Annotated in this window: 24 protein-coding genes and 1 pseudogene; 1 reads left to right on the top strand and 24 read right to left on the bottom strand. The window is 71.2% G+C overall.

Annotated features, from left to right (window positions below; all coding sequences use genetic code 11):
* The coding region (locus ABZT06_RS48195) for a transposase (RefSeq protein WP_355755763.1) at positions 1 to 321 on the bottom strand (321 nt) is incomplete at its 3' end.
* Between the two features lie 175 nt (positions 322 to 496).
* Positions 497 to 613: pseudogene (locus ABZT06_RS48190) on the bottom strand (IS5/IS1182 family transposase); the annotation flags it as partial.
* 153 nt (positions 614 to 766) lie between these two features.
* On the opposite strand from ABZT06_RS48190, the gene ABZT06_RS48185 reads away from it, so the two are divergent.
* Positions 767 to 1,141, top strand: a complete 375-nt coding sequence (locus tag ABZT06_RS48185) for a hypothetical protein (protein ID WP_355755761.1) — start codon at positions 767 to 769, stop codon at positions 1,139 to 1,141.
* Between the two features lie 59 nt (positions 1,142 to 1,200).
* On the opposite strand, the gene hypE is transcribed toward ABZT06_RS48185, so the two are convergent.
* From hypE to ABZT06_RS48075, 22 genes are all read right to left on the bottom strand, one after another.
* Positions 1,201 to 2,280, bottom strand: coding sequence for a hydrogenase expression/formation protein HypE (gene hypE, locus ABZT06_RS48180; protein WP_355755759.1), 1,080 nt, complete (start codon positions 2,278 to 2,280; stop codon positions 1,201 to 1,203).
* Entirely contained in the window at positions 2,273 to 3,400 is a 1,128-nt protein-coding gene (gene hypD, locus ABZT06_RS48175; protein ID WP_355755756.1) for a hydrogenase formation protein HypD, read from the bottom strand. The genes hypE and hypD overlap by 8 nt, the downstream gene beginning before the upstream one ends.
* Complete coding sequence (locus tag ABZT06_RS48170; RefSeq protein WP_079072410.1) at positions 3,397 to 3,705, bottom strand: HypC/HybG/HupF family hydrogenase formation chaperone; 309 nt, start codon at positions 3,703 to 3,705, stop codon at positions 3,397 to 3,399. The genes hypD and ABZT06_RS48170 overlap by 4 nt, the downstream gene beginning before the upstream one ends.
* Positions 3,706 to 3,737: 32 nt before the next feature.
* On the bottom strand, positions 3,738 to 6,113 hold the full coding sequence (gene hypF / locus ABZT06_RS48165; RefSeq protein ID WP_355755751.1) for a carbamoyltransferase HypF: 2,376 nt from the start codon (positions 6,111 to 6,113) through the stop codon (positions 3,738 to 3,740).
* Positions 6,110 to 6,865 carry a hydrogenase nickel incorporation protein HypB gene (gene hypB, locus ABZT06_RS48160; protein ID WP_355755749.1) on the bottom strand — a complete coding sequence of 252 codons (756 nt, stop codon included), beginning with the start codon at positions 6,863 to 6,865 and terminating at the stop codon, positions 6,110 to 6,112. Before hypB ends, hypF begins: the two co-directional genes overlap by 4 nt.
* Before the next feature lie 3 nt (positions 6,866 to 6,868).
* A complete protein-coding gene (gene hypA / locus ABZT06_RS48155; RefSeq protein WP_355755746.1) occupies positions 6,869 to 7,270 on the bottom strand; it encodes a hydrogenase maturation nickel metallochaperone HypA in 402 nt (133 codons plus the stop codon).
* 261 nt (positions 7,271 to 7,531) lie between these two features.
* Complete coding sequence (locus tag ABZT06_RS48150; RefSeq protein WP_355755743.1) at positions 7,532 to 8,074, bottom strand: hydrogenase maturation protease; 543 nt, start codon at positions 8,072 to 8,074, stop codon at positions 7,532 to 7,534.
* Entirely contained in the window at positions 8,071 to 9,501 is a 1,431-nt protein-coding gene (locus tag ABZT06_RS48145; RefSeq protein ID WP_355755740.1) for a hypothetical protein, read from the bottom strand. Before ABZT06_RS48145 ends, ABZT06_RS48150 begins: the two co-directional genes overlap by 4 nt.
* Positions 9,498 to 10,181: a DUF6084 family protein gene (locus ABZT06_RS48140; RefSeq protein ID WP_355755738.1), complete on the bottom strand. Its 684-nt coding sequence runs from the start codon at positions 10,179 to 10,181 to the stop codon at positions 9,498 to 9,500. The genes ABZT06_RS48145 and ABZT06_RS48140 overlap by 4 nt, the downstream gene beginning before the upstream one ends.
* Entirely contained in the window at positions 10,178 to 10,819 is a 642-nt protein-coding gene (locus ABZT06_RS48135; RefSeq protein ID WP_355755735.1) for a DUF5947 family protein, read from the bottom strand. The genes ABZT06_RS48140 and ABZT06_RS48135 overlap by 4 nt, the downstream gene beginning before the upstream one ends.
* On the bottom strand, positions 10,816 to 11,334 hold the full coding sequence (locus ABZT06_RS48130; protein WP_355755732.1) for a hypothetical protein: 519 nt from the start codon (positions 11,332 to 11,334) through the stop codon (positions 10,816 to 10,818). The genes ABZT06_RS48135 and ABZT06_RS48130 overlap by 4 nt, the downstream gene beginning before the upstream one ends.
* A complete protein-coding gene (locus ABZT06_RS48125) occupies positions 11,331 to 13,115 on the bottom strand; it encodes a nickel-dependent hydrogenase large subunit (protein ID WP_059207536.1) in 1,785 nt (594 codons plus the stop codon). The genes ABZT06_RS48130 and ABZT06_RS48125 overlap by 4 nt, the downstream gene beginning before the upstream one ends.
* Before the next feature lie 81 nt (positions 13,116 to 13,196).
* A complete protein-coding gene (locus ABZT06_RS48120) occupies positions 13,197 to 14,285 on the bottom strand; it encodes a hydrogenase expression protein HypE (RefSeq protein ID WP_355755728.1) in 1,089 nt (362 codons plus the stop codon).
* Between the two features lie 63 nt (positions 14,286 to 14,348).
* Positions 14,349 to 16,130 (bottom strand): enoyl-CoA hydratase-related protein, encoded by a 1,782-nt coding sequence (locus ABZT06_RS48115; RefSeq protein ID WP_355755725.1) that lies wholly within the window; start codon positions 16,128 to 16,130, stop codon positions 14,349 to 14,351.
* A 194-nt stretch (positions 16,131 to 16,324) separates the two neighbouring features.
* Positions 16,325 to 16,582: a hypothetical protein gene (locus tag ABZT06_RS48110; RefSeq protein ID WP_355755722.1), complete on the bottom strand. Its 258-nt coding sequence runs from the start codon at positions 16,580 to 16,582 to the stop codon at positions 16,325 to 16,327.
* The gene (locus ABZT06_RS48105; protein WP_355755719.1) at positions 16,569 to 16,883 is read right to left on the bottom strand and encodes a DUF6400 family protein; all 315 of its coding nucleotides are present in this window, start codon (positions 16,881 to 16,883) and stop codon (positions 16,569 to 16,571) included. Before ABZT06_RS48105 ends, ABZT06_RS48110 begins: the two co-directional genes overlap by 14 nt.
* A gap of 339 nt (positions 16,884 to 17,222) precedes the next feature.
* Positions 17,223 to 18,062, bottom strand: a complete 840-nt coding sequence (locus ABZT06_RS48100) for an endonuclease/exonuclease/phosphatase family protein (protein ID WP_355755716.1) — start codon at positions 18,060 to 18,062, stop codon at positions 17,223 to 17,225.
* Between the two features lie 106 nt (positions 18,063 to 18,168).
* A complete protein-coding gene (locus ABZT06_RS48095) occupies positions 18,169 to 21,102 on the bottom strand; it encodes a hypothetical protein (protein ID WP_355755714.1) in 2,934 nt (977 codons plus the stop codon).
* Between the two features lie 2 nt (positions 21,103 to 21,104).
* On the bottom strand, positions 21,105 to 22,982 hold the full coding sequence (locus ABZT06_RS48090; RefSeq protein ID WP_355755712.1) for an HSP90 family protein: 1,878 nt from the start codon (positions 22,980 to 22,982) through the stop codon (positions 21,105 to 21,107).
* 47 nt (positions 22,983 to 23,029) lie between these two features.
* The gene (locus ABZT06_RS48085; RefSeq protein ID WP_355755710.1) at positions 23,030 to 24,016 is read right to left on the bottom strand and encodes a hypothetical protein; all 987 of its coding nucleotides are present in this window, start codon (positions 24,014 to 24,016) and stop codon (positions 23,030 to 23,032) included.
* Positions 24,017 to 24,189: 173 nt separating this feature from the next.
* Positions 24,190 to 25,926: a trehalase family glycosidase gene (locus ABZT06_RS48080; RefSeq protein WP_355755708.1), complete on the bottom strand. Its 1,737-nt coding sequence runs from the start codon at positions 25,924 to 25,926 to the stop codon at positions 24,190 to 24,192.
* A 65-nt stretch (positions 25,927 to 25,991) separates the two neighbouring features.
* A partial coding sequence (locus tag ABZT06_RS48075) for a carbohydrate ABC transporter permease (protein ID WP_355755705.1) occupies positions 25,992 to 26,719 on the bottom strand: 728 nt, incomplete at its 5' end.

Genomic DNA, 26,719 nt, shown 5'->3' with positions numbered 1-26,719 from the left:
CTCCATGATGACGGCGAACAGGGCCTGGTCGATGCGGCGGCGACGCTCCAGCAGGCTCGGGAAGAAGCTGCCCGAGCGCAGCTTGGGTATGGCCAGGTCCAGGTCACCGGCCTGTGTGGTCAGCGTCTTGTCGCGGTGCCCGTTGCGCAGCGCGGTGCGTGTCTCGGTGTGCTCGTTCCACTCCGCGCCGATCCTCGACGTCGCCTCGGCCTCGATCAGCTCCTGGAGCATCCGCTCGGCCACGGACCGGACGAGTTCGAGTCCGTCCGACGAACGCAGTGACTCCAGCAGCCGAAGTAAGTCATGCTGGGACAGGGCCATCATGCACCTCCTGATTGAACTGCCCGTTCACCAGGGAGAGTTGCATGGTGGCCCGCCTGCCGGGCAGGGAGCGGAATCTCCATCGACACACGCCCCGGGGCGTACGCCCTCACGTTGATCGGCTACACCACGAAGCGGGACGCCACCCCGAACCCCGCCGCGAGATGGGGCAGCGTCTCGTTCTGCGCAGCCATGAGACATGGTCGACCAGCTCACGCGGGAGGTCGAGCGTGGCTCGATACAGGACCAAGCGAGGCTCCTCGGACGATGCGTGGTGCGTAGAGAACACCACCGCAACGACCAGGAGCCTCGTCTACCCGACTTCCGCGGCAGCGCCGGAATGGGTCATGAAATGCCTGAAATATTACAAGGTGGGATAATTTACTTATCTTGGGACCGCCGTCACCGGTGTCCCCCCACTGACCTTGAAAAGGCGGATCCGACCATGTCGAAGAAACCACGTCCGTCCGAGCCACCGCACGGAAGGGGTCCCAGCCGTCACCAGGACACCGAACATCACGGCTGGTCACCCGACGTGGACGAGACCCACCAGCAGGACAACCCGAGCGCCGAGCGCTCCTTCCACGCCGAGCACGCCGGCAAGCCCGGTCCGGGCCGGACGAAGTCCGCCGAGGAGACGAAGTCCGTCCCCGGTGACACGGTCGAGAGCCCGAACGCAAGCGGCGAGGAGTACGGCGACGCGGACGAGAGGGGCAGGCGCGACACCGGACGCAAGGGCCGCTCTCAGCGCCCCAGCGGCACGAAGGACGCTGCCGCCAAGACCGGCGTGGACCCACAGGATCCGCCGTCCGGGCGCTGACCGGATCAACCCTCCGAATCGGGCCCGGACGACAGGTTCCCTGGCGAGACACACCCCTGTCAGCAGATACGCGGAAGTTGCTCCCCGATCGGTAGATCGACCACGCGTGTCCCGCCCAGGCCAGTCCGTGCCACGACCATGCCGGGATGCTCCTCCACGGCCTCACCGATGATCACGGAGTCCGCGCCCAGAGGATGGCCGCGCATCGCCCCGAGGACGGCGTCGGCGTGCTCGCGCGGAACGAAGGCCACCAGCTTGCCCTCGTTGGCGATGTACATGGGGTCCAGTCCGAGAATGGCGCAGGCGTTGGCCACGGCCGGCGGGACCGGGACATCGCGTTCCCGGATGACCACTCCGGTCCCGGAGGCCTGCGCGATCTCGTTGAGCGAGGCCGCCAGGCCGCCCCGGGTCGGATCGCGCAGGACGTGCAGATCAGAGGTGACGGCGAGCATGGCGTCGACCAGGCCGCCGAGCGCCGCGCAGTCGCTCTTGATCTCCACTCCGAATTCCAGTCCCTCGCGTACGCTCATGACCGCCACCCCGTGGACGCCGATGGCGCCGCTGACGATCACGACGTCTCCGGGGACGACCCGCTGAGGGCGCAGATCGACGCCCGCCGGGACGAGACCGATGCCCGCGGTGTTGATGTAGATCCCGTCGCCGTGGCCGGCCTCCACGACCTTGGTGTCCCCGGTGGCCACCTCCACGCCGGCGGTGCGCGCGGCCGCCCCCAGAGCCTCGGACACCCGAGTGACCACATCCAGCTCGACGCCCTCCTCCAGGATGAATCCGCAGGAGAGGTAGGCGGCGCGAGCGCCGCTCATGGCGAGGTCGTTGACGGTGCCGTTGACCGCCAGGTCTCCGATGCTGCCGCCGGGGAAGAACAGCGGCCGCACCACGTAGGAGTCGGTGGAGAACGCCAGCCGGGCACCGCCCAGGGAGAGGACGGCGGCGTCACCCATCTGGGCGAGCACCTCGCCCCCGAAGGCGGGAGCGAAGATCTGCTGGACCAGTTCGGCGGAGAGCACTCCGCCGCCGCCGTGGCCCATGACGACACGCGGCCGGTCCCGCAGGGGCGCCGGACACGTCCATGCCTCGACGTCCAGGGCGGGGACGGGGAGATCGGTGGTGTCAGACAACGGGGGTCGCCTCCTGGGCCTTGGTGGCGGGCATGTCCAGCCGCCGGTAGAGGTAGTACGCGGCGCAGGCTCCCTCGCTGGAGACCATGGTGGCCCCCAATGGCGTACGAGGCGTGCACAGAGTGCCGAAGGCCTCGCACTCGTGCGGCTTGAGCAGTCCCTGCAGGACCTCTCCGCTGCGGCACTCGGCCGGTTCCTGGGTGCGGATGCCCTCGACGGAGAAGCGGTGCTCGGCGTCGTAGGCGCGGTATTTCGGTGCCAGCCGCCAGCCGCTCTGCGGAATCACCCCGATGCCGCGCCAGGCGCGGTCGGTGACCTCGAAGACGTCCTCCAGCATGGCCCGGGCGGCCGGGTTGCCCTCCGCGCGAACGGCACGGGCGTAGGCGTTGTCGACGGTGTGCTCACCGCGTTCCAGCTGCTGGACGGTACGGCGCACGCCTTCGAGGATGTCCAGTGGCTCGAAGCCCGTCACGACGATCGGCACCCGGAAGCGCTCCGCCAGTTCCGGGTACTCCCCCATGCCCATCACGCTGCAGACATGGCCGGCCGCGAGGAAGCCCTGCACCCGGCAGCTCGGCGAGGACATGATGGCCTCGATGGCGGGCGGTACACGGACATGGGACACCAGCATGCTGAAGTTCGGGATGCCGAGCTTCCGGGCCTGATGGACCGTCATGGCGTTGGGTGGTGCCGTCGTCTCGAAGCCGATGCCGAAGAACACCACCTCGCGGTCGGGGTTCTGCTGGGCGATCCGCAGCGCGTCGAGCGGTGAGTAGACGACGCGCACGTCACCGCCCTCTCCGCGGACCTGGAACAGGTCCCGTCCGGTGCCCGGCACGCGCAGCATGTCGCCGAAGGAGCAGAAGATCACCTCCGGTCGGGAGGCGATCTCCAGAGCCTTGTCGATGACCTCCAGCGGAGTCACACACACCGGACAACCGGGTCCGTGGATCAACTCGACCTCCTCCGGCAGGAGTTGGTCGATGCCGTGCCGGATGATGCTGTGCGTCTGCCCTCCGCAGACTTCCATCAGCGCCCATGGCCGGGTCACCGTGGCGTGAATGTCGTCGAGGAGTCGGCGTGCCAGCTCCGGGTCCTGGAACTCGTCGATGTACTTCACTTGTTCCGCACCTCTTCCACCGGTTCCGAGCCCGCCGCCTCCGCCGCCGCCGTTTCCCAGGGGTCGCCGAACTCCTCTTGCAGCAGGCCGAGTTCGGCGAAGAGTTCGAGTGTCTGGCGCGCCGACTCCTCGTCCAGCCGCTGCAGGGCGAACCCGACGTGGACGATGGCGTACTCGCCGACCTGGAGGTCGGGCAGATACTCCAGGCACACCTCCTTGACCACGCCGCCGAAGTCGACCGTGGCCATCCGGGTACCGTCCCGTTCCTCGATGTCCAGCACTCTGCCGGGTACCGCCAGGCACATGAGCCTCTCCTCGCTGTGGGTTGCGCGCTTGCTCAGTCGGTGGGAGTGGCGCGGGCGGCCACCATCAGTTGGCCCAGCGCCAGGCCACCGTCGTTGGGCGGCACCAGGTGGTGCCGCAGGACCGTGAAGCCGTCCTCGCGCAGGGTGGCGGCACAGGCCGATGAGAGCAGCGTGTTGGCGAACACGCCTCCCGTCAGGGCGACCGTGTCCAGCCCGTGCCGCTCTCGCGCCCGCGCGCACATCCGGTGCACCAGGCCGGTCACGCCCCGGTGGAAGCGCGCGGCGACCAGGGCCGGCTCGACACCCACGCGCAGGTCGCCGACGATCGCCGCGAGTACGGGTGCCGGATCGGCCCGTACGGCGCCGTCCCGGTTCTCCTCCGACGCGTGCAGCGCGAAGGCGTACGCGGTGGTGTCGTCGGCGGGTGCGTGCAGAGCCGCCCCTTCCAGTTCGACGGCGGCCTGTGCCTCGTACCCCGCCAGGTGGCACACCCCGGCGAGAGAGGACACCGCGTCGAAGAGCCGGCCCATGCTCGACGTGGGGACACAGTTCAGGTCGCGCTCCAACTGCCGTTCCAGTACGTGGAGTTCGTCGGGCGGGCAGACAGTCGTACAGGCGAGGTCGTCGGACCAGTCGATCCCGGCCGCCCTCAGGTGGGCCAGCGCCATGCGGTATGGCCGGCGCACCGCTGCGTCACCACCGGGCAGTGGAACATACGCGAGATGTCCGAACCGGGTGTAGCGGTCGTAGTCGGCGAGCAGGAACTCCCCGCCCCACACGGCGCCGTCGTCGCCGTGGCCGGTGCCGTCGAAGGCGACGCCGATCACCGGCCGGGTGCCGTCCAGTCCGTGCTCGGCCATGGCGGCGGCGATGTGCGCGTGATGGTGCTGAACGCGTAGGACGGGCCGGTGCGCCGCGTTCCGGTCGGCCCATCCGGCGGAGCGGTAGCCGGGATGCCGGTCGGAGACCAGGGTCTCGGGGCGCACCCCGGTAATGGACTCCAACTGCGTCACCGCGCCCTCGAAGACCCTCTGCGTGCCTACGTCATCCATGTCGCCGATGTGCGCCGACAGCCAGGCCTGCCGGCTCGCCCCGAGACAGAAGGCGTTCTTCAGGTCTCCGCCGACGGCGAGGGCGGGCCGTACCGGCAGCGGGAGGGAGACCGGCAGCGGGGCGTGGCCACGCGAGCGGCGGATCACCAGTGGCTCCCCGTCGCAGACGCGGACCACGGAGTCGTCGCACGGAACGTGGATCGGCCGATCGTGCGTGAGCCAGGCGTCGGCCAGGTGCGCCAGTCGCTCCAGCGCGTCGTTGTCGTCGGTGACGATCGGCTCACCGGACAGGTTGCCGCTGGTCATGACCAGCAGCCCGGGGCCGTCCGGGTCGCCGGGCAGGCCGAGCAGCAGATGGTGCACGGGCGTGTAGGGCAGCATCACGCCGAGGTCGGGGCTGCCGGGTGCCACGGCTTGGGCGGGCCACGGATCCCCGTTGGCGTGCAGACGCCGCCTCAGCAGGACGACCGGCCTGGCACGGCCTTCGAGCAGGCTCCGCTCCGCCGGGCTCAGCCGGACGAGGTGACGGACGTCGTCCGCGGTCCTGGCCATGACGGCGAACGGCTTGTCCCCGCGCGCCTTGCGCCGGCGCAGGAGGGCGACCGCCTCCTGGTTCGTGGCATCGCAGGCCAGGTGGTAGCCACCCAGGCCCTTCACGGCGAGGATCGCGCCCCGCTTCAGCAGCGTGCGGGCGTCGGTGAGCGGGTCCGCCCCCTCGACATTCCCGATCCGTGCCTCCTGGGCGAGGACCAGCCGCAGTCGGGGCCCGCAGGCCGGGCAGGCGACCGGCTGCGCGTGGAACCGGCGGTCGGCCGGATCCTCGTACTCCCGGGCGCAGTCGGGGCACATCGCGAAGTCGGCCATGGTGGTGTTCGCCCGGTCGTACGGTACGCCGGTGACGATCGTGAAGCGCGGGCCGCAGTGGGTGCAGTTGACGAACGGGTGCCGGTAGCGCCGGTCCGCCGGGTCGGCCAACTCGGCGAGGCAGTCGGCGCAGGTGGCGGAGTCGGGGGAGACCAGGGTGCGGGCCGGTCCGCCGGTGCGCGAGGTGAGGATGGTGAACGCGGTGCCGCCGACGGGAGGCACCTCCCGGTGGTGCACGGACTCCACGCGGGCCAGCGGCGGTGCCTGGGCGGCGATCAGGTCGCAGAACCGGGCCACGGCCGAGGCGTTGCCCTCGACCTCCGCGACGACGCCCTCCGGGGTGTTGGTCACGTGTCCGGCCAGGGCGAGTTCGGTGGCAAGACCGTAGAGGTAGGGCCTGAAGCCCACGCCTTGTACCACTCCCTTGACGGTGACCCGGCGGCGTCGTGGGGTGTTCTCGGCGACGGAGGTCGGAGCCTGCGGACCGCTCACGAGTGGGTGTGGGCCATGGTGCCGGTGGCCTCCGGGTGGTTGTGCGGGTGAGTGTGGTGATGAGGCTGGCGGGTCATGACCGGTGAGTGGACAGGTGTGCCGTCCATGGCGGCCAGCGCCCGGTCGAGCAGCGCGCCGATTCCCTGCCCCCGGCGTGCCGACGTCATGAGCACCTCGACTCCGGGGTTGACCTGCTGCACATTCGCGCGGAACGCCGCCTCGTCGAACTCGACGGCCTCCGCGATGTCGGTCTTGGTGACCACGACCAGGTGGGCGAGGCCGAAGGCGGTGGGGTACTTGAGTGGCTTGTCCTCGCCCTCCGTCACGGAGGCCAGGGTGACCCTCAGGGTCTCGCCCAGGTCGTAGGAGGCCGGGCAGACCAGGTTGCCGACGTTCTCCACGAACAGCAGCCGGGTGTCGTCGGGCAGCCACCCGTCCAGGTGCCCGGCGAGCATCCCCGCCTCCAGATGGCACAGTCCGTCGGTGAGCACCTGCTTGACGGGGGCCCCCGAACGCGCCAGCCGGGCCGCGTCGTTCTCGGTGGCCAGATCGGCGCTCAGCGCCGCGACGGGAACGGCCCGCTCCTGTGCGCGCAACAGTTCGCGCTCCAGCAGCGCGGTCTTGCCGCTGCCCGGACTGGACAGCAGGTTGACGAGCGCGATGCCTCGAGCCGCGAGCTGCGCGCGCAGTTCGTGGGCGCTCGCGTCGTTCTTCGCGAGTACGGCCTGCCGCAGGTCGACGACACGACACATGGTTCAGCGCTCCTCGGAGATCGGTTCGCGGGTGGGCGTGTGCGCGGGGCCGAGGCCGTCCTCCCAGTGCACGTCGACGATCTGCAGTTCCCGGCCCGCGAGCAGGTCGGTCTGCGTACCGCCGCACGCGGGGCAGGTGAGCCGGGGCGGCATGCCGACGGCCCATTCGTGTGCGCAGGGGGTGCAGCGGGCCCGCCCGGGCACCGCTTCGGTGATCAGTTCGGCGCCTTCCAGCAGGGTTCCGGCGCAGGCCAGTTCGAAGGAGAAGGCGAGTGCGTCGGGTACGACGCCGGCCAGTTCACCCACCTGGAGCCGTACCGATCGCACCGCCGTGACGTCCTTGGCCCGTGCGGCGGCCTCTTCCACCTGGTCGACGACGGCCAGCGCGACGGACATCTCGTGCATGGTTTCCGTCCTTCCGTCCGCGGCTGCCTCCGGTCGGCCTTCATTAGAGGCGCGCGCGGCCGGGTCGCACGGCCCGGCACGCCGTGGCCGGCCGGCGGGTACGCCGTTCGACGCAATCGCGCGGCACACCGGTGGCGGCTCCGATTCACATCCGTCTGATGCGCAGGTAGCGCCTCAGGTCGGGAAGTACCTCGACGACGACGGCGACCATGGCGGCGACGGCCGCTCCACCGATGACGAACTTCTTCATCCCGTCTCTCCTCATGTCGGAGCCTCAGCGGTTGAGGCCTGCGCCACGGACGGCTCGCCGTCCCGCAGCAGCTCTTCGATCAGCCGGACGGCCTCCGGTACAGCATCGGACACCGGCGGGCTGAGACCGATGCCCTCGTCCACCGATGCCGGTTCGCATCCCACGACCAGGACGCGGCGTGGTGGCTCGCCGCCGGTCCCGGCGCACAGGGTGCCCAGCAGCGCCAGGACGGCGTCGGGGGTCATCCGGTGGCCGTCCAGCGTGGCCGCAGGGGGCGAAGCGCTCCCGCCGATGTCGTGGTCGATCACGTACAGCGTGCCGGGGGCTTCGCCGCGTGCCGTGGCGTCCACGAGAACGAGGGTGTCGTAGCCGTCCAGCAGCTGATAGGCGAGGTGCACCCCACGCACCCCGATGTCCACGACCTCGACGTGTCCGGGCAGGTCGCGCTCGGCGAGTCGGCGGGCGGTCTCCACGCCGAAGCCGTCGTCTCCGAGGAAGACGTTGCCGATGCCCGCCACGAGCGTCCTGGGACCAGGCGGTGGGGGAAGGTTCATACGTCGTCCTCCAGCGGTGTGACCTCGTCGGGCTGGAAGTACAGGAACCGTCCCTGCTCGCGGCGGACGTCGGCGCCCGGGTCGCCCTCGACGGTGACCGCCAGGTGCACCCCGCCGTCCACGTCGTGCAGCACCGCTTCGACCTTCGCGGTGCGGCCCCGCAGGAAGATGTCCTGCGCGTCGGTGCGCCGCGCCCCAGGACGCAGCTCGACGCGGCTGCCCTTGCCCACCGACCGCCCGTCCACGACCACCCGGTCCTGTGCCGGGTCGAAGCCCGCGTCGCTCGCGGGGTCCCACCAGGGGGTGTCCGGCCGCATCACCCCGTATTCGTCGGGGAAGCCGCCGTCCGGGGCGGCGGGGCCGGGACCGGTCACCTCGCGCAGGCTCCGCACCGCCCCGTGCAGCCGCTCCAGGACCTCGGCCGGCATCGAGTCCGCCAGTTCGATCACGGCGGCCGCCCGCTCGTCGGTGCCCCGGGCTTCGCGTTTCTCCTCGTCGGTGAGGGCCGCGGTGCGCAGCGCGAGGATCTCGTCGATCTCGAGGGCGTCGTAGAGCGCGCCGGGGCTCTCCGGCGCGATGGCCGGATGGTCCTCCAGGATGATCGGCGAGGACAGCACGAGGTCGGCGCGGCCGGGTTCGCCGGCGAGCACGGGCCAGGTGTGCAGGTTGCGGCAGGCGGCGACCGCGCCCTTCGCCCACTCAGGGGGATCGGTCATCGAGAGGAACGATCCGGCGCTGAGGGCCATGAGGAGGTGGGTGGCCACCAGGGAGCGCGGCAGCGCCGCCTCCCGGTCCGCGCCGCGGCCCTCGGGCGGTGTCCAGTCGCTGGTGTTCTCGACGACTGCGGTCAGCCGCAACACCCGGTAGGGGCCGTCGAGTTCGCGGGCGGACAGCCGGACCCTCCCGCTGATCTCCTCGCAGCGCCGGACCAGTCGGCCGACGGTGCGTCCGGCCTCGTCCAGGACCGGCTCGGTGTCCTCGCGGGCGGGGAGCCGGAAGGGATGGGTGACGCCGTCGCCGAGGAGTTCGTCCACCGACGCGACCACCTCGACGCGCTCCTCGCTCCCCTCGTCCCAGGGCACCAACACCCGGTCGTCGAGGCGGAGTTCGGGCACCGTGTCGAAGCCGCCGTCCGGGCGGGCCTGCTGCACCGTGCGCCGTCGGGCGTGCAGGAAGCGCACCTCGACCGCGAGGGTCGCGCCCGCCTTCGGTTCCATCAGGCATTCGGTGTGCTGGAAGTCGTGCTCCTCGCACTCGGTGCCCCAGCCGGGCGGCACGAGCACCCCGAACTGCCAGCGCAGCCGGTTCTTGGCCGCCGAGGCGCGGTAGGGGTAGAGCACATAGCCCTCGAAGAGGACGGCGTCGGCCACCTGCCGGGCGAGAGCGAGGCGCTCCTCGGTCTCGGGGGCGAACGCGGTCACGGTCACGGATCGGTCCTTCCGGTGGTGGCGGTCAGGGCGCGCAGCGGGTCGTGCACGGGCGGGTCGGCACCCTCCAGCAGCGCCGCGACGGTCGCCTCCCAGGAGGGCAGGGCGTGCCGGGAGCGGTAGGCGAGGAGGGCGTCCATGGCGTCGCGGGGCAGCCGGATCCAGCCGCAGCCGGGGAAGTGCTGCTCGACCATCTCCCGCCAGGCGGTGACGGGCATCCGGAAGGCCGCCTCGCGGTCCCACGGGACGGGCTCCACCTGGAAGCCGCCGGTTCCGGTGAACGCCGTACCGGAGAAGAGCATCAGCAGGGGGACCTCGCCGTCGGAGAGCGCGGTGAGGTAGCGGGTGGCGGCGATGTCCATGTCGTAGGTGCAGGGCACGACGAGGTCGGTCTCGATCTCTCCGGTGAAGCTCGGGACCATGACCGAGACCTGGGCGAACTGCACCGGCTGGAGCGTGCTGCCCCAGCGTGAGCGCTCGCCGAAGAGGTCCGCGAGGCCGTCGGCCTCGGCGGGCGCGTAGCCGCGGCGGGCGGGTTCGATGCGGATCTGGCAGCGCAACGCGAGGGCGTGCACGCGCGCGTTGTCGGCGGCGGTGACGCGCAGCCGGAAGACGAGGGTCGGTCCGGCGGCGTACTGGTCGGCGCGGACGCCGGTGCAGGCGAAGGAGAACGCGGTCACGGGCGACCCACCTCGCCCAGGGGCCGGACGCGTCGCGCGACGTCCGCGAAGAACGCGTCCAGCGCGGCACGGGCCTCGGCTCCACCGTCGAAGCCCTGCCACAACAGGCGCATACGGCCGACGAGTTCGTAGCAGATGTCGATCGGTACGAGGTGGCACTCGAACCGGCCGTCGGTGCGGCGCAGCAGCAGTGCCTCCACGTCGGGTTCGAGCAGTTCGGCGAGGCGACTGCCACCGAGGACGTCCGTCCATGTGGCCGGTTCGAGTTCGCTCTCGGTGGCTCCGGCCGGGCTCGGGTAGAGGGCGACCAGCCGGTCGAGCGCCGCGTTGCGGAAGAGGAAGGCGACGCCGACCGGGATCTGCAGCGCCTCCCAGGCGCTCTCGTCGAGGCGGTGTCCGGGGTCGGTGAGGTAGCGGGCCGGGACCGTGCGGAAGCGGCCCGCGGCGGCGCCCGGCTGCTCCATCAGCAGCGCGCACGGGGCGCAGGCGCAGACGAGGGCGCGTTTCTCGGTGTCGACGAGATGACGGTGGCCCGTCTCCACCGCCACGGCGCACAGCTCACACCGTTCGGGCTGCGGAGGCCTCTCGGTGAGGAACCTCCGCAGGCCGGGCGTGCGCGTCGCAGGGGACGTCGTCATCGGGCCCCCGTCGGTGCCGTGCCGATCTGGAGGAGCGTCGGCCCCACCGGGGCGGTCTGTACGTCGACCGCTCTGACCTCAGGTGCGAAGCAGGCGAGCGCTGCCTCCGCGGCCTCCCGGGCACCCGTGCCGGAGCCGCAACCGCAGCCGCCGGCCTCCCGGGCCCGCACGGTCAGGGTGCCGCTCTCGTCGTCGAAGCCCACCACCTCCAGGGTGTGGTCCCGGACCCCGTCGAGGGCGCGGGCGATGCGGGTGTCGCGGTCCTCGGGGTGCAGGTCGTGCAGGACGAGCAGGCTCGCGACCAGGTCGTCGCCCAGGAGGCGTGCCGCTGCTTCGCCGGGAGCGCCGGACAGCAGGTGGAGGATGCGGGCGAGGCCGGCACCGTAGAAGTCCATGAGGGACCGGACGAGTTCCTCCGCCGCCGCGGCGGCGGCAGGGTCGCCGCTCTCGGCCAGCCTGTCGAGGATTTCCTCGACACGGCGCCCCGTCTGCTCCGTGGAGCTGACCGCGCTCATCCGCCCAGTCCGCTCAGGCCGGTGGGCACGTGCATGGACTTCACCGTCTTGCCGCCTCCGACGTACATGTGGACGCCACAGGGCAGACAGGGGTCGAAGCTGCGGACGGCGCGCATGATGTCGATGCCCTTGAAGTTCTCCGGGGTGTTCTCCTCGAAGATGGGCGTGTTCTGCACGGCGTCCTCGTACGGGCCGGGCGTGCCGTACGTGTCCCGGACGCTGGCGTTCCAGGGGGTCGGCGGGTACGGGTGGTAGTTGGCGATCTTGCCGTCCCGGATCACCATGTGGTGGGAGAGGACACCGCGGACCGCCTCGGTGAAGCCGACGCCGATGCTCTCCTCCGGAACCTCGAACTTCTCCCAGGTCTGGGTGCGTCCGGCGCGGACCTCCGCCAGTCCCTTCTCCGCGAAGTGCAGGGCGACGGCGGCGGAGTACGCCTGGAAGTAGGTGCGGGCGCGGTTGCGCTCCAGCGCGTTGGACCACTTCGGGATCTTCCACTCGAAGGTGGTCTCCGGCTTGGTCATGGTGCGGGGCAGGTTGATGACCACGCTCTGGCCGGTGGCCTTGACGTACCCGATGTCGACGAGGCCGGACAGGGCGGTCGACCACAGGCGGGCGATGGGACCGCCGCCGGTGTCCAGGGCGAGGTGGTCCTTGCCGTCGAACCAGCGCGGGGACATGACCCAGCTGTACTTGTCGTCGAAGTTCCGCTTCTGTGGGGTGGGGATGGTGTGCTGGTTCCACGGGTGGCGCGGATCCACCGGGTTGCCGAGCGGGTCATGGGTGACGAACTGCTCCTGGCCCTGCCAGTCCTCGTAGTAGGAGCTGCCCAGCAGGATGCGGATGCCGAGGTTGATCTCGGTGAGGTCGTTGGTGACGAGCTTGCCGTCCACGATGATGCCGGGCGTGACGAACATGCGCCGGCCCCAGTCCGTCATGTTGGCGTAGGTGAAGTCGCAGTACTCGGGGTCGTTGAGCGCGCCCCAGCAGCCGAGCAGGACACGTCGGCGGCCCACTTCCTCGTACCCGGGCAGCGCCTCGTAGAAGAAGTCGAACAGGTCGTCGTGGAGGGGCACGACGCGCTTCATGAACTCCACGTAGCGCATCAGCCGGCTGAGGTAGTCCGTGAAGAGCTGCACGGAGGCGATGGTTCCGACGCCGCCCGGGTAGAGCGTGGAGGGGTGCACATGGCGGCCCTCCATCAGGCAGAACATCTCGCGCGTGTATCGGCTGACCTGGAGGGCCTCGCGGTAGAACTCGCCCTCGAGGGGGTTGAGCGAGCGCATGATGTCGGCGATCGTGCGGTAGCCGTGCTCCGCGGCGTGCGGGGCCTCGGTGCGCTCGGCGAGTTCGAGGACGCCGGGGTTGGTCTCCTTGACCATCTTCTCGCAGTAGTCGACCCCGACCAGGTTCTCCTGGAAGATGTTGTGGTCGAACATGTACTCCGCGGACTCACCGAGGTTGATGATCCACTCGCCGAGGTGCGGGGGCTTCACGCCGTACGCCATGTTCTGCGCGTACACCGAGCAGGTGGCGTGGTTGTCGCCGCAGATGCCGCAGATGCGGCTGGTGATGAAGTGGGCGTCGCGGGGGTCCTTGCCGCGCATGAAGACGCTGTAGCCGCGGAAGACCGACGACGTGCTGTAGCACTCCGCGACCCGCTTCTGCTTGAAGTCGATCTTGGTGTGGATGCCGAGGCTGCCCACGATCCGGGTGATCGGGTCCCAGGCCATCTCCACCAGGCCGCTGCCGTCGCCGGCCGCCTTCGTCGTCGGTGCCATGTGTGCCGTGCCCTTCGTTGCGCGGGAGGTTCGTGTGGGGGGGGTGCACGAAGCGGGAAGCGGATTACCCGCGGCGAATGCTCACCACGGCGGTCGGTATCCGGTGGTGATCTTGTCTCCGGTACGGCGCCACTTGGGCTCCTTGTCCACCGTCTTCGCGGTGATCGACCGCAGCTTGCGGACCACGGCGCCGTACGCTCCGCTGGTGCCGCTGGACACCTTGGCGCCGGGGGGCTCGTCCATGAACGGCATGAACTTGTCGGGGAAGCCGGGCATGGTGCAGGCGATGCAGATGCCACCGACGTTGGGGCAGCCGCCGATCCCGTTCATCCAGCCGCGCTTGGGCACGTTGCACTTGACGACCGGGCCCCAGCAGCCGAGCTTGACCAGGCACGTCGGCGAGTCGTACGACAGGGCGAACTGGCCCTGCTCGTAGTAGCCCGCGCGATCGCAGCCCTCGTGCACGGTGGCCCCGAACAGCCAGGTCGGGCGCAGCTTGTCGTCCAGCGGGATCATCGGGGCGGCGCCGGTCGCCTGGTAGAGCAGGTAGGTGAGCGTCTCAGAGAAGTTGTCGGGCTGGATCGGACAGCCGGGGACGCACACGATGGGGATGCCCGCGTGGGACTTCCAGTCCCAGCCGAGGTAGTCCGGTACGCCCATCGCGCCGGTCGGGTTGCCCGCCATGGCGTGGATGCCGCCGTAGGTGGCGCAGGTGCCGATGGCGACGACCGCCAGTGCCTTCGGGGCGAGCCGGTCGATCCACTCGCTGGTGGTGATGGGCTGGCCGGTCTCCGGGTTGTCGCCGAAGCCGCACCAATAGCCCTCGGGCTTGATCGCCTCGTTGGGGATGGAGCCCTCGACGACCAGGACGAACGGGTCGATCTCGCCCCGCTCCCCCTTGAAGAACCACTCGATGAACGTGTCCGAGCCGCCGACCGGACCGCACTCGAAGTCGATGAGCGGCCAGTGGACGGCGATCTTCGGAAGGCCGGGCAGCACACCGAGCACGATCTCCTCGATGCTGGGCTGCATGGCCGCCGTCAACGCGACCGAGTCACCGTCGCAGCTCAGGCCCGCGTTGATCCAGAGAATGTGGATCGTGGGTGTCTCGTCGGCGAGCGCGCCGCTCGCGTCCGCAGCGTCGACCGTGTCCGGCGTCGCCTCAGTCATGGGACCGCCTCCTGGGGAGGTAAGGGATGAAGGCCCAGATTTCGGCCATCGCTCTTCTTCGTATCAGCCGTTCGTCCGTGACGAGACGCCATGCAGGGCCATTCCGGTGACATCCGCGGCGGAGGGGGTCGGACCGGTTTGCGCAACCTGGGCGGGACCGAGGTGCGGCGGCGTGCACACCGGCCGCACCTTGTGGACGAAGGAACGACGCAGCGAGTGGTACGTGGCGTCCGGGTCGTCGAAGGTCCGGCGCATCCGGGCCAGCTCCTGCTCACGGAAGCCGGCCAGCGGGGTCACGCTCTCCAGCCGGTCCAGCTCCGTCTTCTTCGCGGTGATCCGTGCCGCCGTGGCCGGCAGTGACGCCAGACGGGCCGCCAGGCCGCCGACCTCCCCCGCGAACGCGTCCGGACCGCAGTCGACCACCCGGTCGACGAGGCCGAGCCGCAGGGCCGCCGCCGAGCTCACCGGGAGAGCCTCACGCATGAGTCGTTCCGCCGTCGCCGGACCCACCCTGCGGGGCAGGGTGTACGTCCAGTACTCCGAGCCGTACAGGCCCATCAGGCGGTAGTGAGGGTTCAGCACGGCGCCCGAGCGGCACCACACCTCGTCGGCCGCCAGGGCGAGCATCACCCCGCCCGCCGCGGCGTTGCCCGCGACCGCCGCGACCACCAGTCGGTCGGTCGTCGTCAGGACCGCCTCGACCAGATCGTCGATGGCGTTGATGTTCGCCCACGACTCGGCAGCGGGGTCGTCCGCGGCCTCGATGACGCCCAGGTGGATCCCGTTGGAGAAGAAGTCCCGTTCGCCGCCCAGCACCAGCACGGACGTGGGCCGCTCGCACGCCTCCCGGTAGGCGTCCAGCAGACGCCGGCACTGCTCCGTGCTCATGGCGCCCCCGGGGAAGGAGAACGAGAGGAACCCGACGTTCCCGTCCTCCCGGTAGCGGATGTCCGTCCAGGTACGGTGCCGCACCTCGGGCAGCAGGGGCAGGGCATGATCGGGCAGGGGCGGCAGCAGGCCGCCCAGTGCCCGCACGGCAGGCAGTTTGTACGTGGGCGGCTGCCCGGGCACGCGCCGGGGCCGCAGCTCGGGGATCCACACGGCGCCGTCCTTGGTGGCCCGGCACACCGCCCCCGCCCTGGTGGCCAGCAGCTCGCCCGGGCGGCCACGCAACACGCTCTCGGGATGACCGCCATGCAGATACCACTCACGCCCGAGCAGGACGTCCAGCACACCGGGCTGCGAATCCGCCGCTCTCAGCTTGCGCAGGACGTCCTGCGTGGAGTCCTCGGCCCAGTCGATGCGCCGGACGCTCTGGTCGAGGTAAGGGCGGGGGCGCAGACGGGCGTCGGCCGTGGGAGCCACGTCCTGCTTGCGTGGTACGTGGGATCCCTCGGCGAAGCGCTCCACCGCCAGCATGACGGCCTCGAGCGCGGCGTCGGCGATCTCACCCCGGTACAGCTCACTCTTGGGAACCGGAGGGACCCGGCACGGTACACAGGCCCACACGTCACCGGCGTCCATCTCCCTGTCGGCCTGCAGGACGGTGACGCCCCACTGGTCGACGCCCTCGTGAATCGCCCAGTCCAGGGAGGAAGGTCCACGGTCGCCCACGGGCCCCGGATGGACGATGAGGCAGGTGTGCGCCGTCCATACCTCCTCGGGAATCGCCGTCTTCAGCATCGGCGCCACGATGAGCTGCGGTGCATGCCGTCGCACGGTTTCGGGCAACGAGCTGCCGGGCAGGGCGAGTTCCACCGCCACGCTGTGGCCACGGTCGCGCAGTTCGGCGAAGACACGCTGGGTGAGGCTGTTGAACGCACTGGCCAGGAGCAGGATGTGCACCGCTGCCTCCGAGACGGACGAACGGCAGGCAGGGATGCCCGCCGGACGCGATCCTCGGGCAAGGCGGCCTGCCGTTCCCGACGACAGGCGGGGGGATCATCCGAAAGCGGGCGCCGATCCGCCGTCCGGCCTCACTGGCCACGACCGACCGCGGCACCGCCGGTCCGGCTCACCGAGCCGGCCGCGGTGAATGCTCATATTCGTCGCAGGCCGCTGGTCATGCGCTCCCACCGGGAGCGGGTGGCACCGAAGTGCGTCTCGTGTGCCCAGATGTGGGTGCAGGACCGGCACTGCAGGTGAAGCAGGCTGCCGACGTGGGAAAGCAGGTAGCGCCAGTGCTCGGAACAGGTGCGCCCCTGCTCGCAGGTGGCGCACCCGCGATGATCGTCGCAGTTCGGGCAGGCCACCCAGGCCCGCCGCCCGATGTCCGCCTGCGGGTCAAGCGGCAGCATCGCTGCCCCCTCTCCGAGGCAGCACGCCGGCCGAGACCAGCTCGTCGTACACGCGCTGTTGCTCCGCGCTGAGGCCGGAATACAGCAGCTCATACGCCGCTTCCTCGCCGCGCAGCGCGGCGACGGGATCCCAGTCGGGGCCGAGAGCGTCCAGGACATGGACGCGCCGGAGCAGTTCATGTGAGCTCAGGTCGACGTCCAGGTCGACCGTCGGGAGGGGGTCGGGTCGGTCCGTCGCGGGCCTGCTTTCCGCGGCGGTTTCGTCCGGTTCGCCGGGAAGGGCGCGGCCATGGGAGGACATGGGACCGAACGTAGGCAAGCGCTTCTCGCCCCGGCAAGAGCAGGTGGGAGAAGTCACAGCAGGGCCACGCCCCCCAGGGGACGTCCGGTGCGACCCGTACATGCCAGGTAATGCTGGATCCATTCCCCGCACAGCGCTCGTATCCGCGTCACGACCGTGCAGCCCGGATACGAACCGTGGCTTCGGACGGCTGTACAGGCGTTCCGCTCCCTCGTGGTCCCTGGCACGCTCAGCGACAGAGTTCGGCACTTTGCGCCACCGCATGGTCTTCAGCTGACTTCACCCCGGTTCAGCCCCGGATCAGAAGGTGGATCTGCAAGATCCCGACCGGCTCCCCGTCTACGCCGGGTTCACGTCGGCGTACAGCACGTGATGGTCCGACACCTGGTTCGCATGCACCCGGTGCCTGACGGGGGCGTAGTCGCGCAGGAAGACGTAGTCGAACTTGCTCTGCCAGTCGGTGGTCGGCTCGCAGGTGCCGGCCGGCGAGGGACGGCATCCGGGGTCCGCGTCCGTGGCCAGTTTCCACATCGGGGTGAGTTCGTAGGCGTCCGGCACGGCGTTGAAGTCGCCGATGACGATCGCGCGGTCGTGCCGGGCGACCTCTTTGGCGAGTACGCGCACCTGGTCCGCCCGGACCGCCTCCTGACGTCGTTCGGCGAGGTGGGTGTTGAAGACGCGGACCGGGCGGCCGCCCACCGTGGTGGTGACCTCCATGTACCCACGGTCCTCGGAGCCGCCGTCGGGATACTCCTCGGTGACGACGTCGGTCATCGGTGCCGCCGAGAGGATCGCCTCGCCGTAGCCGCCCGGGTTCCACGGTGCTCCCCCGCAACGGCCCCAGCTCTGGAGAACCGCCCCGTACTCGACGTGATAGACGAGCCCGTGGAGGTTCTGCAGGTACTCCCGGATCTTCTCGACGTCACCCACGCACGCCTCCTGCAGACCGACGACCTGGGGCGCGAACGTGGCGATCTCGGCCGCCCGGTCGTCGTTGCCCGTCTTGCAGGGGTTGCAGAGGTTCCACGTCATGACCCGGTTCGGCACGACGTTCTTGACCGGTTTGGGGGGCAGCGACCCGGCGTCGAGGGCTCCGCTCGGGGCACTGGGTCCGGAGAGCACCATCCAGGCCACGACGATGGCACCCACGAGCAACCACGTGCCCTTTCCGAGCACCATCGCCTCCTCAGCGTGGACGGATACATCGGGCCACTGACGTCTGCTTCACGAGGTTATGACACCGGGGTCGGCCCACGGAACCGGTGCCCGCATGCTCTCCGCCGCGTCACTCCTCGTCGCGCAGCCGGGCCGCCAGGGAGGTCAGGGACTTGGTCTCCTCCGTGTGGCCGTGGGCGGTCAGGTGGGAGACCGCGGCGTCGAGGCGGGTGAGGGCGGGGGCGGGACGTTCGAGGTACAGGCCCTCCACGGCGCCCGCGAGGCGGACGCACTCGGCCCACTCACCGGCCCGGTCGTCCTCCGGTCCCGGCTCGCCGAGCAGGGCCAGGGCCTTCTCCAGGGCGGCCAGGGCATCCTCGTACGCGCCGGCGTAGGCGTTGACCCGCCCGTGTTCGTAGGCCAGGGCGCTGTCCAGGGAGCGGCCGCGGGGCTCGTACCCGGCGGCGCGGGCCTCGTCGGCGATCCGGCCGGCGTCGGCGAGGAAGGCGAGGGCGTCGGCCAGGCCGTCGGGGCCCTGCTGCTGTGCCTGGAGGCGGGCGAGTTCGCGCAGGCAGTTGCTGAGCAGTTCGTAGCGCGGTTCCCGGCCATGGGCTGCGATCGCCTGGTCCGCGGCCTCGCGGGCCCTGCCGAACTCGCCCGCCTCGCCGAGGAGTACGGCCGTCTCCGCGGCGATCATCGCGTGGCTGCCGGGGTCGTCGTCCCAGCCGGCCGACTCGGCCGCGAGCGCGGCGAACTCCGCCGTGGCGGCCTTGATGTCCTCCCCCGCGCGCAGTGCGCGGGCGCGGGTCAGGCGCAGCTGGGCGGCGAGCCGGTCGTCCAACTCCCCTGAGGCGACGTCCGGTTCGGCCAGCAGGGAGTCCAGCAGGGCGATGCAGTCCTCGACGCGGTCCAGGTCGAGGCTGAGCTGGGCCGCGTTGCTGTAGGTGCAGAACGCGTCGATCCGGTTGCCGAGGCGGAGGTTCACCTCCGCCGAGCGCGTCAGGTGCCGCAGTGCCTCGTCGGGGCGGCCCAGGTGCAGGCAGGCCTCGGCGAGATCGCCGTGCAGGCGGGAGGTGTCGACCGTGTCGGCGGGCCAGTCCGCGGCCCGTCGCAGAGCTTCGCTGAGGTCGGTGTGCGCGGCCTGCGGGTCCCGGAGGGCGAGTTGGAGCCGGCCACGCAGTCCGAGGGTGCGGGGCAGGTGCCATTCGGGGCCGTGCGCCTTCAGCCGGTCGAGGAGGGCGTCGATCTCGGTGACCGCGGCGGGCAGGTCGCCCGAGATGGCGTGCGTGCTGGCCCGCAGCAGCAGGGCGCCGGAGATCTGCGAGGCGAGGTCGTGCCGGGTGGCGAAGTCGTGCAGCAGGTCCGCCTCCGCGAACACCGGCGCGACGTGCTCCTCGCTTCCCGTGGTCTGTAGGCGCAGGCCGAGCGCGGTGGCCCGCAGCCGCAGCAGGCGTGCCTCCTGGTACGGGGCCAGGCCGGTCGTCTCCTCGTGCAGGCGGCCCACGGACGCGTGGACGGCGGTCAGCGCGGCCGCCTTCGCCTCGGCGTCGTCCCCGTCCGGCCCGGGGATCTGGGCGGTGGCGAGCAGGGCGCAGGCCCGGGCGAAAGCCGCGTGACCGGGCTCCGCGGCGTCGTCGTAGAGAGCCGCGGCCTCCTCGTGGAGCGCCGCGGCCTCGGCGAACTCGTCGTTGTTGCCCGCCTGGTTGGCCTCGTCGGCCAGCAGGTCCGCGCGCAGCCGAAGCAGTGAACCCACCGCGGGGTCGCCGGGGTGGGCGTAGTCGCGGGTGGCGACGAGTGTGCGCAACCGGGCGAAGCAGGTCCGGGCCTCCGGATGTCCCTGCTCCTCCAACTCCCTCGCCCGGAGGATGAGTTCGGGCAGGGCGTCGGGTACGGCGGCGGCCGTGCGGGAGGCCGGCGCGGTGACCGGGGCGGCCGGGGCGACCTCGTCGAGGGTGCGGGTGCGCAGGGTCAGTTCCAGCGCGTCGAGGAGCGGAGCCCGGTCGAGGCGGGCCCTGCGGCGGTCGGTGTGGGTCGGGGTTCCGTTGCGGGCGTCGAAGCGGGCGGCGAGGTCGTCCGCCCGGCGCCGCACCTCGTCGTGCAGCCCGGCCACGGTCCAGGTACGGCCGGCGTATCCCGCGGCGGGCAGGTCACCGTGGCCGAGGTGCTGGACGCGCTGGAGGAGGACCTCGACGCCGGTGAGGAAGTCGAGCTGGTCCAGTGGCGAGTCGACCTCGTCGAACAGGTTCCGGTTCTCCGCGAGCAGTTCCAGGCCGCGGGCCTCGTTGCCGGTCAGCGCGCAGAACTCCAGGTGGCGGCCCACCTCGCCGGACATCGACGGGTTGCGGCGGCAGCCGCGGTAGCCGACGAGGTGCAGTTCGCGGGCCCGGTCGGCGGCACCGGTGCGCAGCAGAGGCAGCAGCGCGTACGAGAGGGAGCGGGCCGGCTCCTCCTGGCAGGACTCCTTGCCGTTCAGCACGGGCTCCCAGGTGTGCAGGGCCCGCTCGTCGTCGCCCGCCGCGAGGTGGAACAGGGCGCGCTCGCAGATCTCGCAGGCCTCGCAGTCGCTGAGCCGGGTGCGGGCGCGGCCCGCCCACAGTTCGAAGGCGAGGGTGGTGTCCTCGCCGACGTGGGCGGCGAGTTGGTAGGCCTGTCCGTAGTAGGGCTGGAGGCCGAGGCCGGCCTTCTCGTAGCGGTCGCGCATCTCCTGCAGCCACTGGCGCAGGCTGGCCAGCGGTATCTCGGGCAGCTGACGCAGGGCGTGGCCCACCCACTTGAACCGCCAGAACACCATGTGGCGCAGGCGCTCGTCGAAGACGTCGGGCTGCTCGTCGAAGAGGGTCAGCAGCCGGGCGAAGACGACGGGCGACTTCCGGGGCTCGGAGCCGTAGGTGTACGCCTCCTGGAGTTCGAGCAGGGCGTGGACGAGCGGGACGGGCTCCTCGAACTGCTCGGCGGCGTCGACGAGTTCCTCGGCGGTGACGGTGCGGGTGCGGCCGTAGGGGCGCTGGTCGTTCTCCTGGAGCGCCTGGTACAGCTCGTCGGTGGTCTGGATCGCGGTAGGCATCGTCAGCTGTCCTTGCGGAGGGCGTGGGCGAGCAGGTCGAGGAAGGAGCGGTTGATGAGGCTCGACTCGGCGGGTCTGAGCGGGCGGCGGGACAGCATCGCGGCCTGGCCGTAGAGGGCTTCGGCACTGGTGCGGGCCAGCTCGGGCTCGTCGATGGTGACCGCGGTGCGCACCAGCGGGTTGAGCTGGTTGAGGATCAGCTGGGCCCGCGGGGCCTCCTGGCGCAGGGCGCCGAGGATGTCACCCCACACGCCGCCCTGCTGCTCGCGGGCGAGCTGGGAGCGGGTGCGTTCGTGCCGGGCCTCGCGGCTGTCGAGAAGGAGGGCGGGGGCGGAGGCGGGCTGGAAGGTGCGCAGCGCGACATCGCAGTCGAAGACCGCGAGTGCGTCGCGGGCCTGGGCGAGGTAGGCCGCGGCGGCCAGCTCGGTCTCCCGGTCGACGGGGTCGAGGTGGGCGGTGAGGGTCGCCGGGTCGAGGTCGGCGACGCTGACCTCCGGCCTGACCTCGGGCAGCCGGTGGACCAGTGCGCGGTCGTAGGTGTAGCCGCCGTTGACGACGCCGAGCCCGGCGGCCGAGGCGATCGCCGCGACCTGGCGGAACTCCTCCACGCTGGACGTGACGAGCACGGTGCGGTGGGTGCGCGCGAACTCGTCGAGGGTGGCGTGCCCGTCGGTGGTCTCGAACGGCAGCCAGGGCAGCAGCATCCGCATGATCTCGTCGTCGTGCACCGCGAGGGACTTCACGGCCAGGTGGTGGACCTGGAGGAAGCGGCCGAGCAGTTCGGGGTCGCTGGCGGCGGCTTTGGCGATCCACGCGCGCAGGCGCTCGGCGAGCGCGTCGCGTACGGCGGCCAGTGTGTCGTCCTCGTAGAGGGACTCGCGGGACGCCGTGGGGCGCAGGCTCTCGGCGTCCACGACACAGCGGACGAAGAACGCCCAGTCGGGCAGGATCTCCTCGGCCTGCTCGGACAGCAGCATGCCCTTGACGTGCACGCGGTGGCCGTGGCGGCGCCCGGCCGGTACCGCCTCGGGCAGCACGCAGGCGATGCCCTTCAGGCCCACGGCCGGCAGGTCCAGCTCGATGGTGTCCAGCGGCGTGAACCCGAAGACCTCCTCGCCGTAGGCGGCCAGGGCGCGGGAGCGGGCTCCGGGGGTGGGGTGGGTGCGCGCCCAGGGCGCGGGTTCGGGGTTGACCGGTGCTCCCCCGGACGCACCAGGACCGCCTGTGCCGCCCGGCCCGCCTGTGCCGTCGTCGAAGGTCACCGGGTGGCGCAGGAGGGAGCCGAAGTGGCGGGCCAGCGCATGGACTTGGGCCGGGCGAGTCCACTCGCCCGCGTCGGCGCGGGGCGTCAGGGTGACGGTGGTGCCGGGCCTGGGGCGGGTGGAGGCGGGCAGGGTGCGGACGGTGTAGCTGCCGTCGCCGCGGCCCCGCCATTCCACGGCGGGAGCATCGGGGGTGCGGGCGGAGCGGCTGAGGACGTGGATCTCGTCCGCGACCAGGAAGCAGGAGAGCAGGCCGATGCCGAACTGGCCGATGAAGTCGGCGCGTTGGTCGGCGATCTGCTCCGCGCGCTTGCTGCTGCGGCCGATCGTGGCGAGGAAGGTGTGCACGTCGGCCTCGGTGAGACCGACGCCGTCGTCCTCGACGCGGACCACGGAGCCGTCGGCGTACAGGCGGATGCCGAACGCGTCGGCGGGGGCGCCCTGTTCGAGGCCGTGCCGGGCGGTCAGCGCGTCCACCGCGTTCTGGAGGAGCTCGCGCAGGTAGACACGGGGGCTGGAGTAGAGGTGGTGGGAGAGGAGATCGACGAGGCCGCGCAGGTCCACCTGGAAAGTGCGGTCGGCGGTGGCCGGGCTCAAGGGGGCGTCGGGCAGAGTCATCAGGCAGTCCGGGGTGAGGTCTTCGACGTGGGGCAGGCGGGGCCGGTTCAGGCGCGGCGCCGGAAGCGGGCGTACGCCTTCTCCGGCTCCGCCATGTACTTCCAGGGCCACGAGGTGTAGGCGCCGCCCAGTTCATGGAAGACACGCGGGGCCACGACGCTCTCGGCGGACAGGGCCAGGGCCATGGCGAAGATGTTGAAGTCCTCCTGCCAGCCGAGGGGCCGCTCGTGGGCGGGGTGGAGGATGCTGCGCCTGGCCGCCTCCCTCAACTCCTCCTGGACCTGGGGGGTGTCGAGGTGGTCCGCGCTGTCCGACTCCACCCATTCCTCGATGTGGGCCATGGCGATCACACAGCCGAGGCGGTGCCCGTCGGGCGCGCCGGCGAAGGCCTCACGGGCGAACGCGAGGGCCTGGCCCGGCTCACCGCTCCACCGGGGCTGCAGTTGCGACACCCACTCGATGTGGGTCTCCAGGTCCAGCGGGTCGCGGCGCAGGGCGGCGTCGCGCCGGGTCTCGTTGACACCGGGGCCCAGGGACATGCCGCGACCCGAGGTGAGCAGGCGGCGCCACGGGGTGATCCAGTCGGGCCGCAGCTCGGCGGCTTCGAGCAGCTGTTCCTCGGCTGTCTCGAGTCGCTCGTGGAAGACGCGCCACTGCTCCTGCGTGACGTTCACGGCGCGCGCGGAGGTGCGGGCCTCCCAGCCCCAGCTGATGTGCCGAGTCCCGGATATCAGCAGGGCGGTCGCCCGGTGCTCCTTGTCCTCCTCGACGGCCCGGCCGATCCAGTCCTGCAGACCGTCCAACTCGGCCAGTTCGGCGAGGACCTGGTGGTCACGGCCGAGATCGAAGGGAGCCAGGGCCGCCTTGACCGCCTCCCAGTCACCGGCGTCGGCCGCTTCCACCAGCGCGAGCACCCGCGTGTCCCCGAGGGCGCGCAGCGGGTACGTCCCGTTCTTCTGTCTGCGCGGGACGGGCAGGGCGTACGGATTCGCCTCCGGTCTCTCCGCATCCCTGCCGAACAGCTTGCCGAACATGCCGCGCCCTCCCCTGGTCCCGCGTGATCGTCCGTGCAGCATAAACGGCCGCACTGACAGCGCTTCCACAGGGTTTTCACCCGCGCTCCACCGGTGATCGGGGAGACGGGGACTCGCCCGTGCCCCGTACTCGAACCCGCGGCGCGGACGAGGCCGGCCTCGCCTGACCGGCCTCAGCGGCCGCCGCGTTGTGCGTGGGCTTCGGCGAGGAGGAGGTAGGCGGCGGCCGTCCAGGTGTAGGCGCGGTCGCGCAGGCCCGTGCCGGTCAGGGCGTCGAAGTTCTCGGCGAAGCCGTGCTTCTCGCACAGGGCGCGGAAGCGGGCGCTGATCTCGTCCGCCAGCCGCTGGTGGCCGCCGCGGCGCAGGCCGTCCTCGACGAGGATCGTGGCGGGGGCCCAGATCGGGCCTCGCCAGTAGCCGTCGGGGAGGTAGTGCGGCGAGGTCGGCAGCTCGGTGGCCAGGCCGTAGGGGGTCAGATGGGACTCGATCCGGGCGGCCAGCACCTGGCTGACGTCGTTCGGAAGATACTCGCCCAGCACGATCGGCATCAGGTCGAGCAGGCTGGACGTGCCCCAGGTGTCGCCGCTGTCGACACCCTGGGCGACGAACCGGTCGCCCGTCCAGAGCTGGTCGAGCATCGCCTGCTGCGTCTCCTCGGCGGCCCGGGTCCACCGGCGGGCGTCCTCCGGTCTCTCCAAGCGCGTGGCCAGGTCGGCGAGTTCACGCAGCTGGAGGGTGAGGAAGGCGGCCAGGTCCGCGGCGACGACCACGCGTTCGGGGTCGAAGGTGGTGGCGTTGTCCCAGCCGCTGTCGTTGCCGTGCTGGTAGTGCGGCAGGGCGGCGCCCGGCGCCCGCCGGGCGGTGAGCCAGAACTCCGTCCAGCGTTCCAGCCGGTCGTACGTCCCGGTCAGTTCCGCACGGTCGGGAGGCGTGGGCAGCCGGCGACGCAGGTGGCCGAACGCCCAGCCGTGGATGGGGGGTTTGACGAAGTTGCGGAGCACCTCGGAGTGGGTGACGGAGTCGGGCAGCGCCCCGGAGTCGTCCTGGTGGTCGAAGGGCAGCTGGAACTGGTCCCAGGCCAGTTCGGGGCAACCGGGGGCCAGGGCCAGGGCGTTGAAGCAGTGGTCCCAGCTCCAGACCTTGTCCATCCAGTGCTTGGACATCAGGACACCGGGCCGGGTGACCAGGCCGGCCGGACGTACGGTCGCCGACCACAGGACGTAGGCGGCGAGTTCGGCGGCCGGGGTTTCGGACGAGCGCCAGGGTGCCACGGTGTCGACGAAGTCGGCGAAGGAGTTGCGCGCGGCCTCGACGACCTTGCCGAACGCCGCCGTGGACACGTAGGGAGGGCGGGCGGTGTCGAGTTCCTCGACCGCGATCTCCCATCCGCCGTCCGCGTCGGCGGCGACGGTGACACCTCGGTCGGCGCCGCCCAGGGCCTGGCTGCCGAACACCTCGGCCACCGTGCCGGACAGCAGGGAGATCCGGTAGCGGCGCCCGGTCTCGTACGAGGTGAACACGTAGGCGTCGGCGGCCGGTTCGCGGTAGAAGTACGTCCCGCTGAACGGCGTCAGTGTCCGGGCCGCCGCCGAGATCCGCAGCGGCGCGCCCGCACCACGCAGTCGTACGGTGTCCGGTGTCTCGTAGGTGAGCTCCACGCGTCCGGCCGCGCCGGTCCAGGTGAGCAGGCCCGGTGTCGCCTCGACCAGGGTCTCGGCCCGCTCGCCCGTCGCCGCGTCGAGGGGGACGAGGCGCAGGACGGCGTGCATGCCGTTCTGGTGCGAGACGAGGTGGAGGTCCTCGGCGCGGGTCTTCTCCGCGAGCACCGGGGAGATGCCGAACCAGGAGCCGTGCGTGCTGAACGGGATGTCGTGGACGGAGAAGGCCGGGCCCAAGCGGTCGGCGGTCATGAAAGGGGAACTCGTTTCTCGAGCAGGGATCGTGGGGGATCGTCGGGGAGGCGGTCGTGTGGTGGTCAGTCCTTGACGGCGCCGGCGGTGACTCCGGCGGCGACGTAGCGCTGGGCGAGGACGAGGATGACCGTGGCGGGCAGGGAGGCGACGACGGCGGTGGCCATGATGGCGTTCCACTGCTGGTTGTTGTTGCCGATGTAGTGGTAGATGCCCAGGGTGATCGGCTCGTGGGCGCCGCCGCCCGCGAGGGTGCTGGCGAAGATGAAGTCGGACCAGGACCACAGGAACGCGAACAGCGACACGGTGACGATCGAGTTGCGGCTCATCGGCAGCACGATGGACCAGAAGGTGCGCAGGGCCCGGGCTCCGTCCATCTGCGCCGCCTGGATCAGCTCGCCGGGGATGCCGGACATGAACGCGGTGAAGATGAGGACGGCGAAGGGGACGGCCAGGGTGGAGTCGGCGACGATCAGGCCGGGCACCGACTGGAGCAGGCCGAGCTGGAGGTAGATGGCGTAGAAGCCCATCGCCATGATGATGCCGGGGATCATCTGGGCGACCAGCAGGAGGAAGCTGAGTGCGCTCCCGCCGCGGGGGCGCAGTTTGGCCAGCGCGTAGCCGGCCGGGGCGGCCAGGGCCACGGTCAGCGCCACGGTGCCCAGGCCGATGACGAGGCTGGTGCCGAGGTAGGGCAGCTGCTGGTCGAGGACGGCGCGGTAGCCCTCCAGGGTGGCGTGGGCGGGGAACAGGTCGGGTGGGGACTTGCGCATGTCCTGGTCGCGGGTGAGGG

The organism is Streptomyces sp. NPDC005483, from assembly GCF_040606035.1.
In the GTDB taxonomy this organism is placed as follows: Bacteria; Actinomycetota; Actinomycetes; order Streptomycetales; family Streptomycetaceae; genus Streptomyces.
Note: the sequence above shows the minus strand (reverse complement) of the source record. Positions and strands in the feature narration are given on the sequence as shown.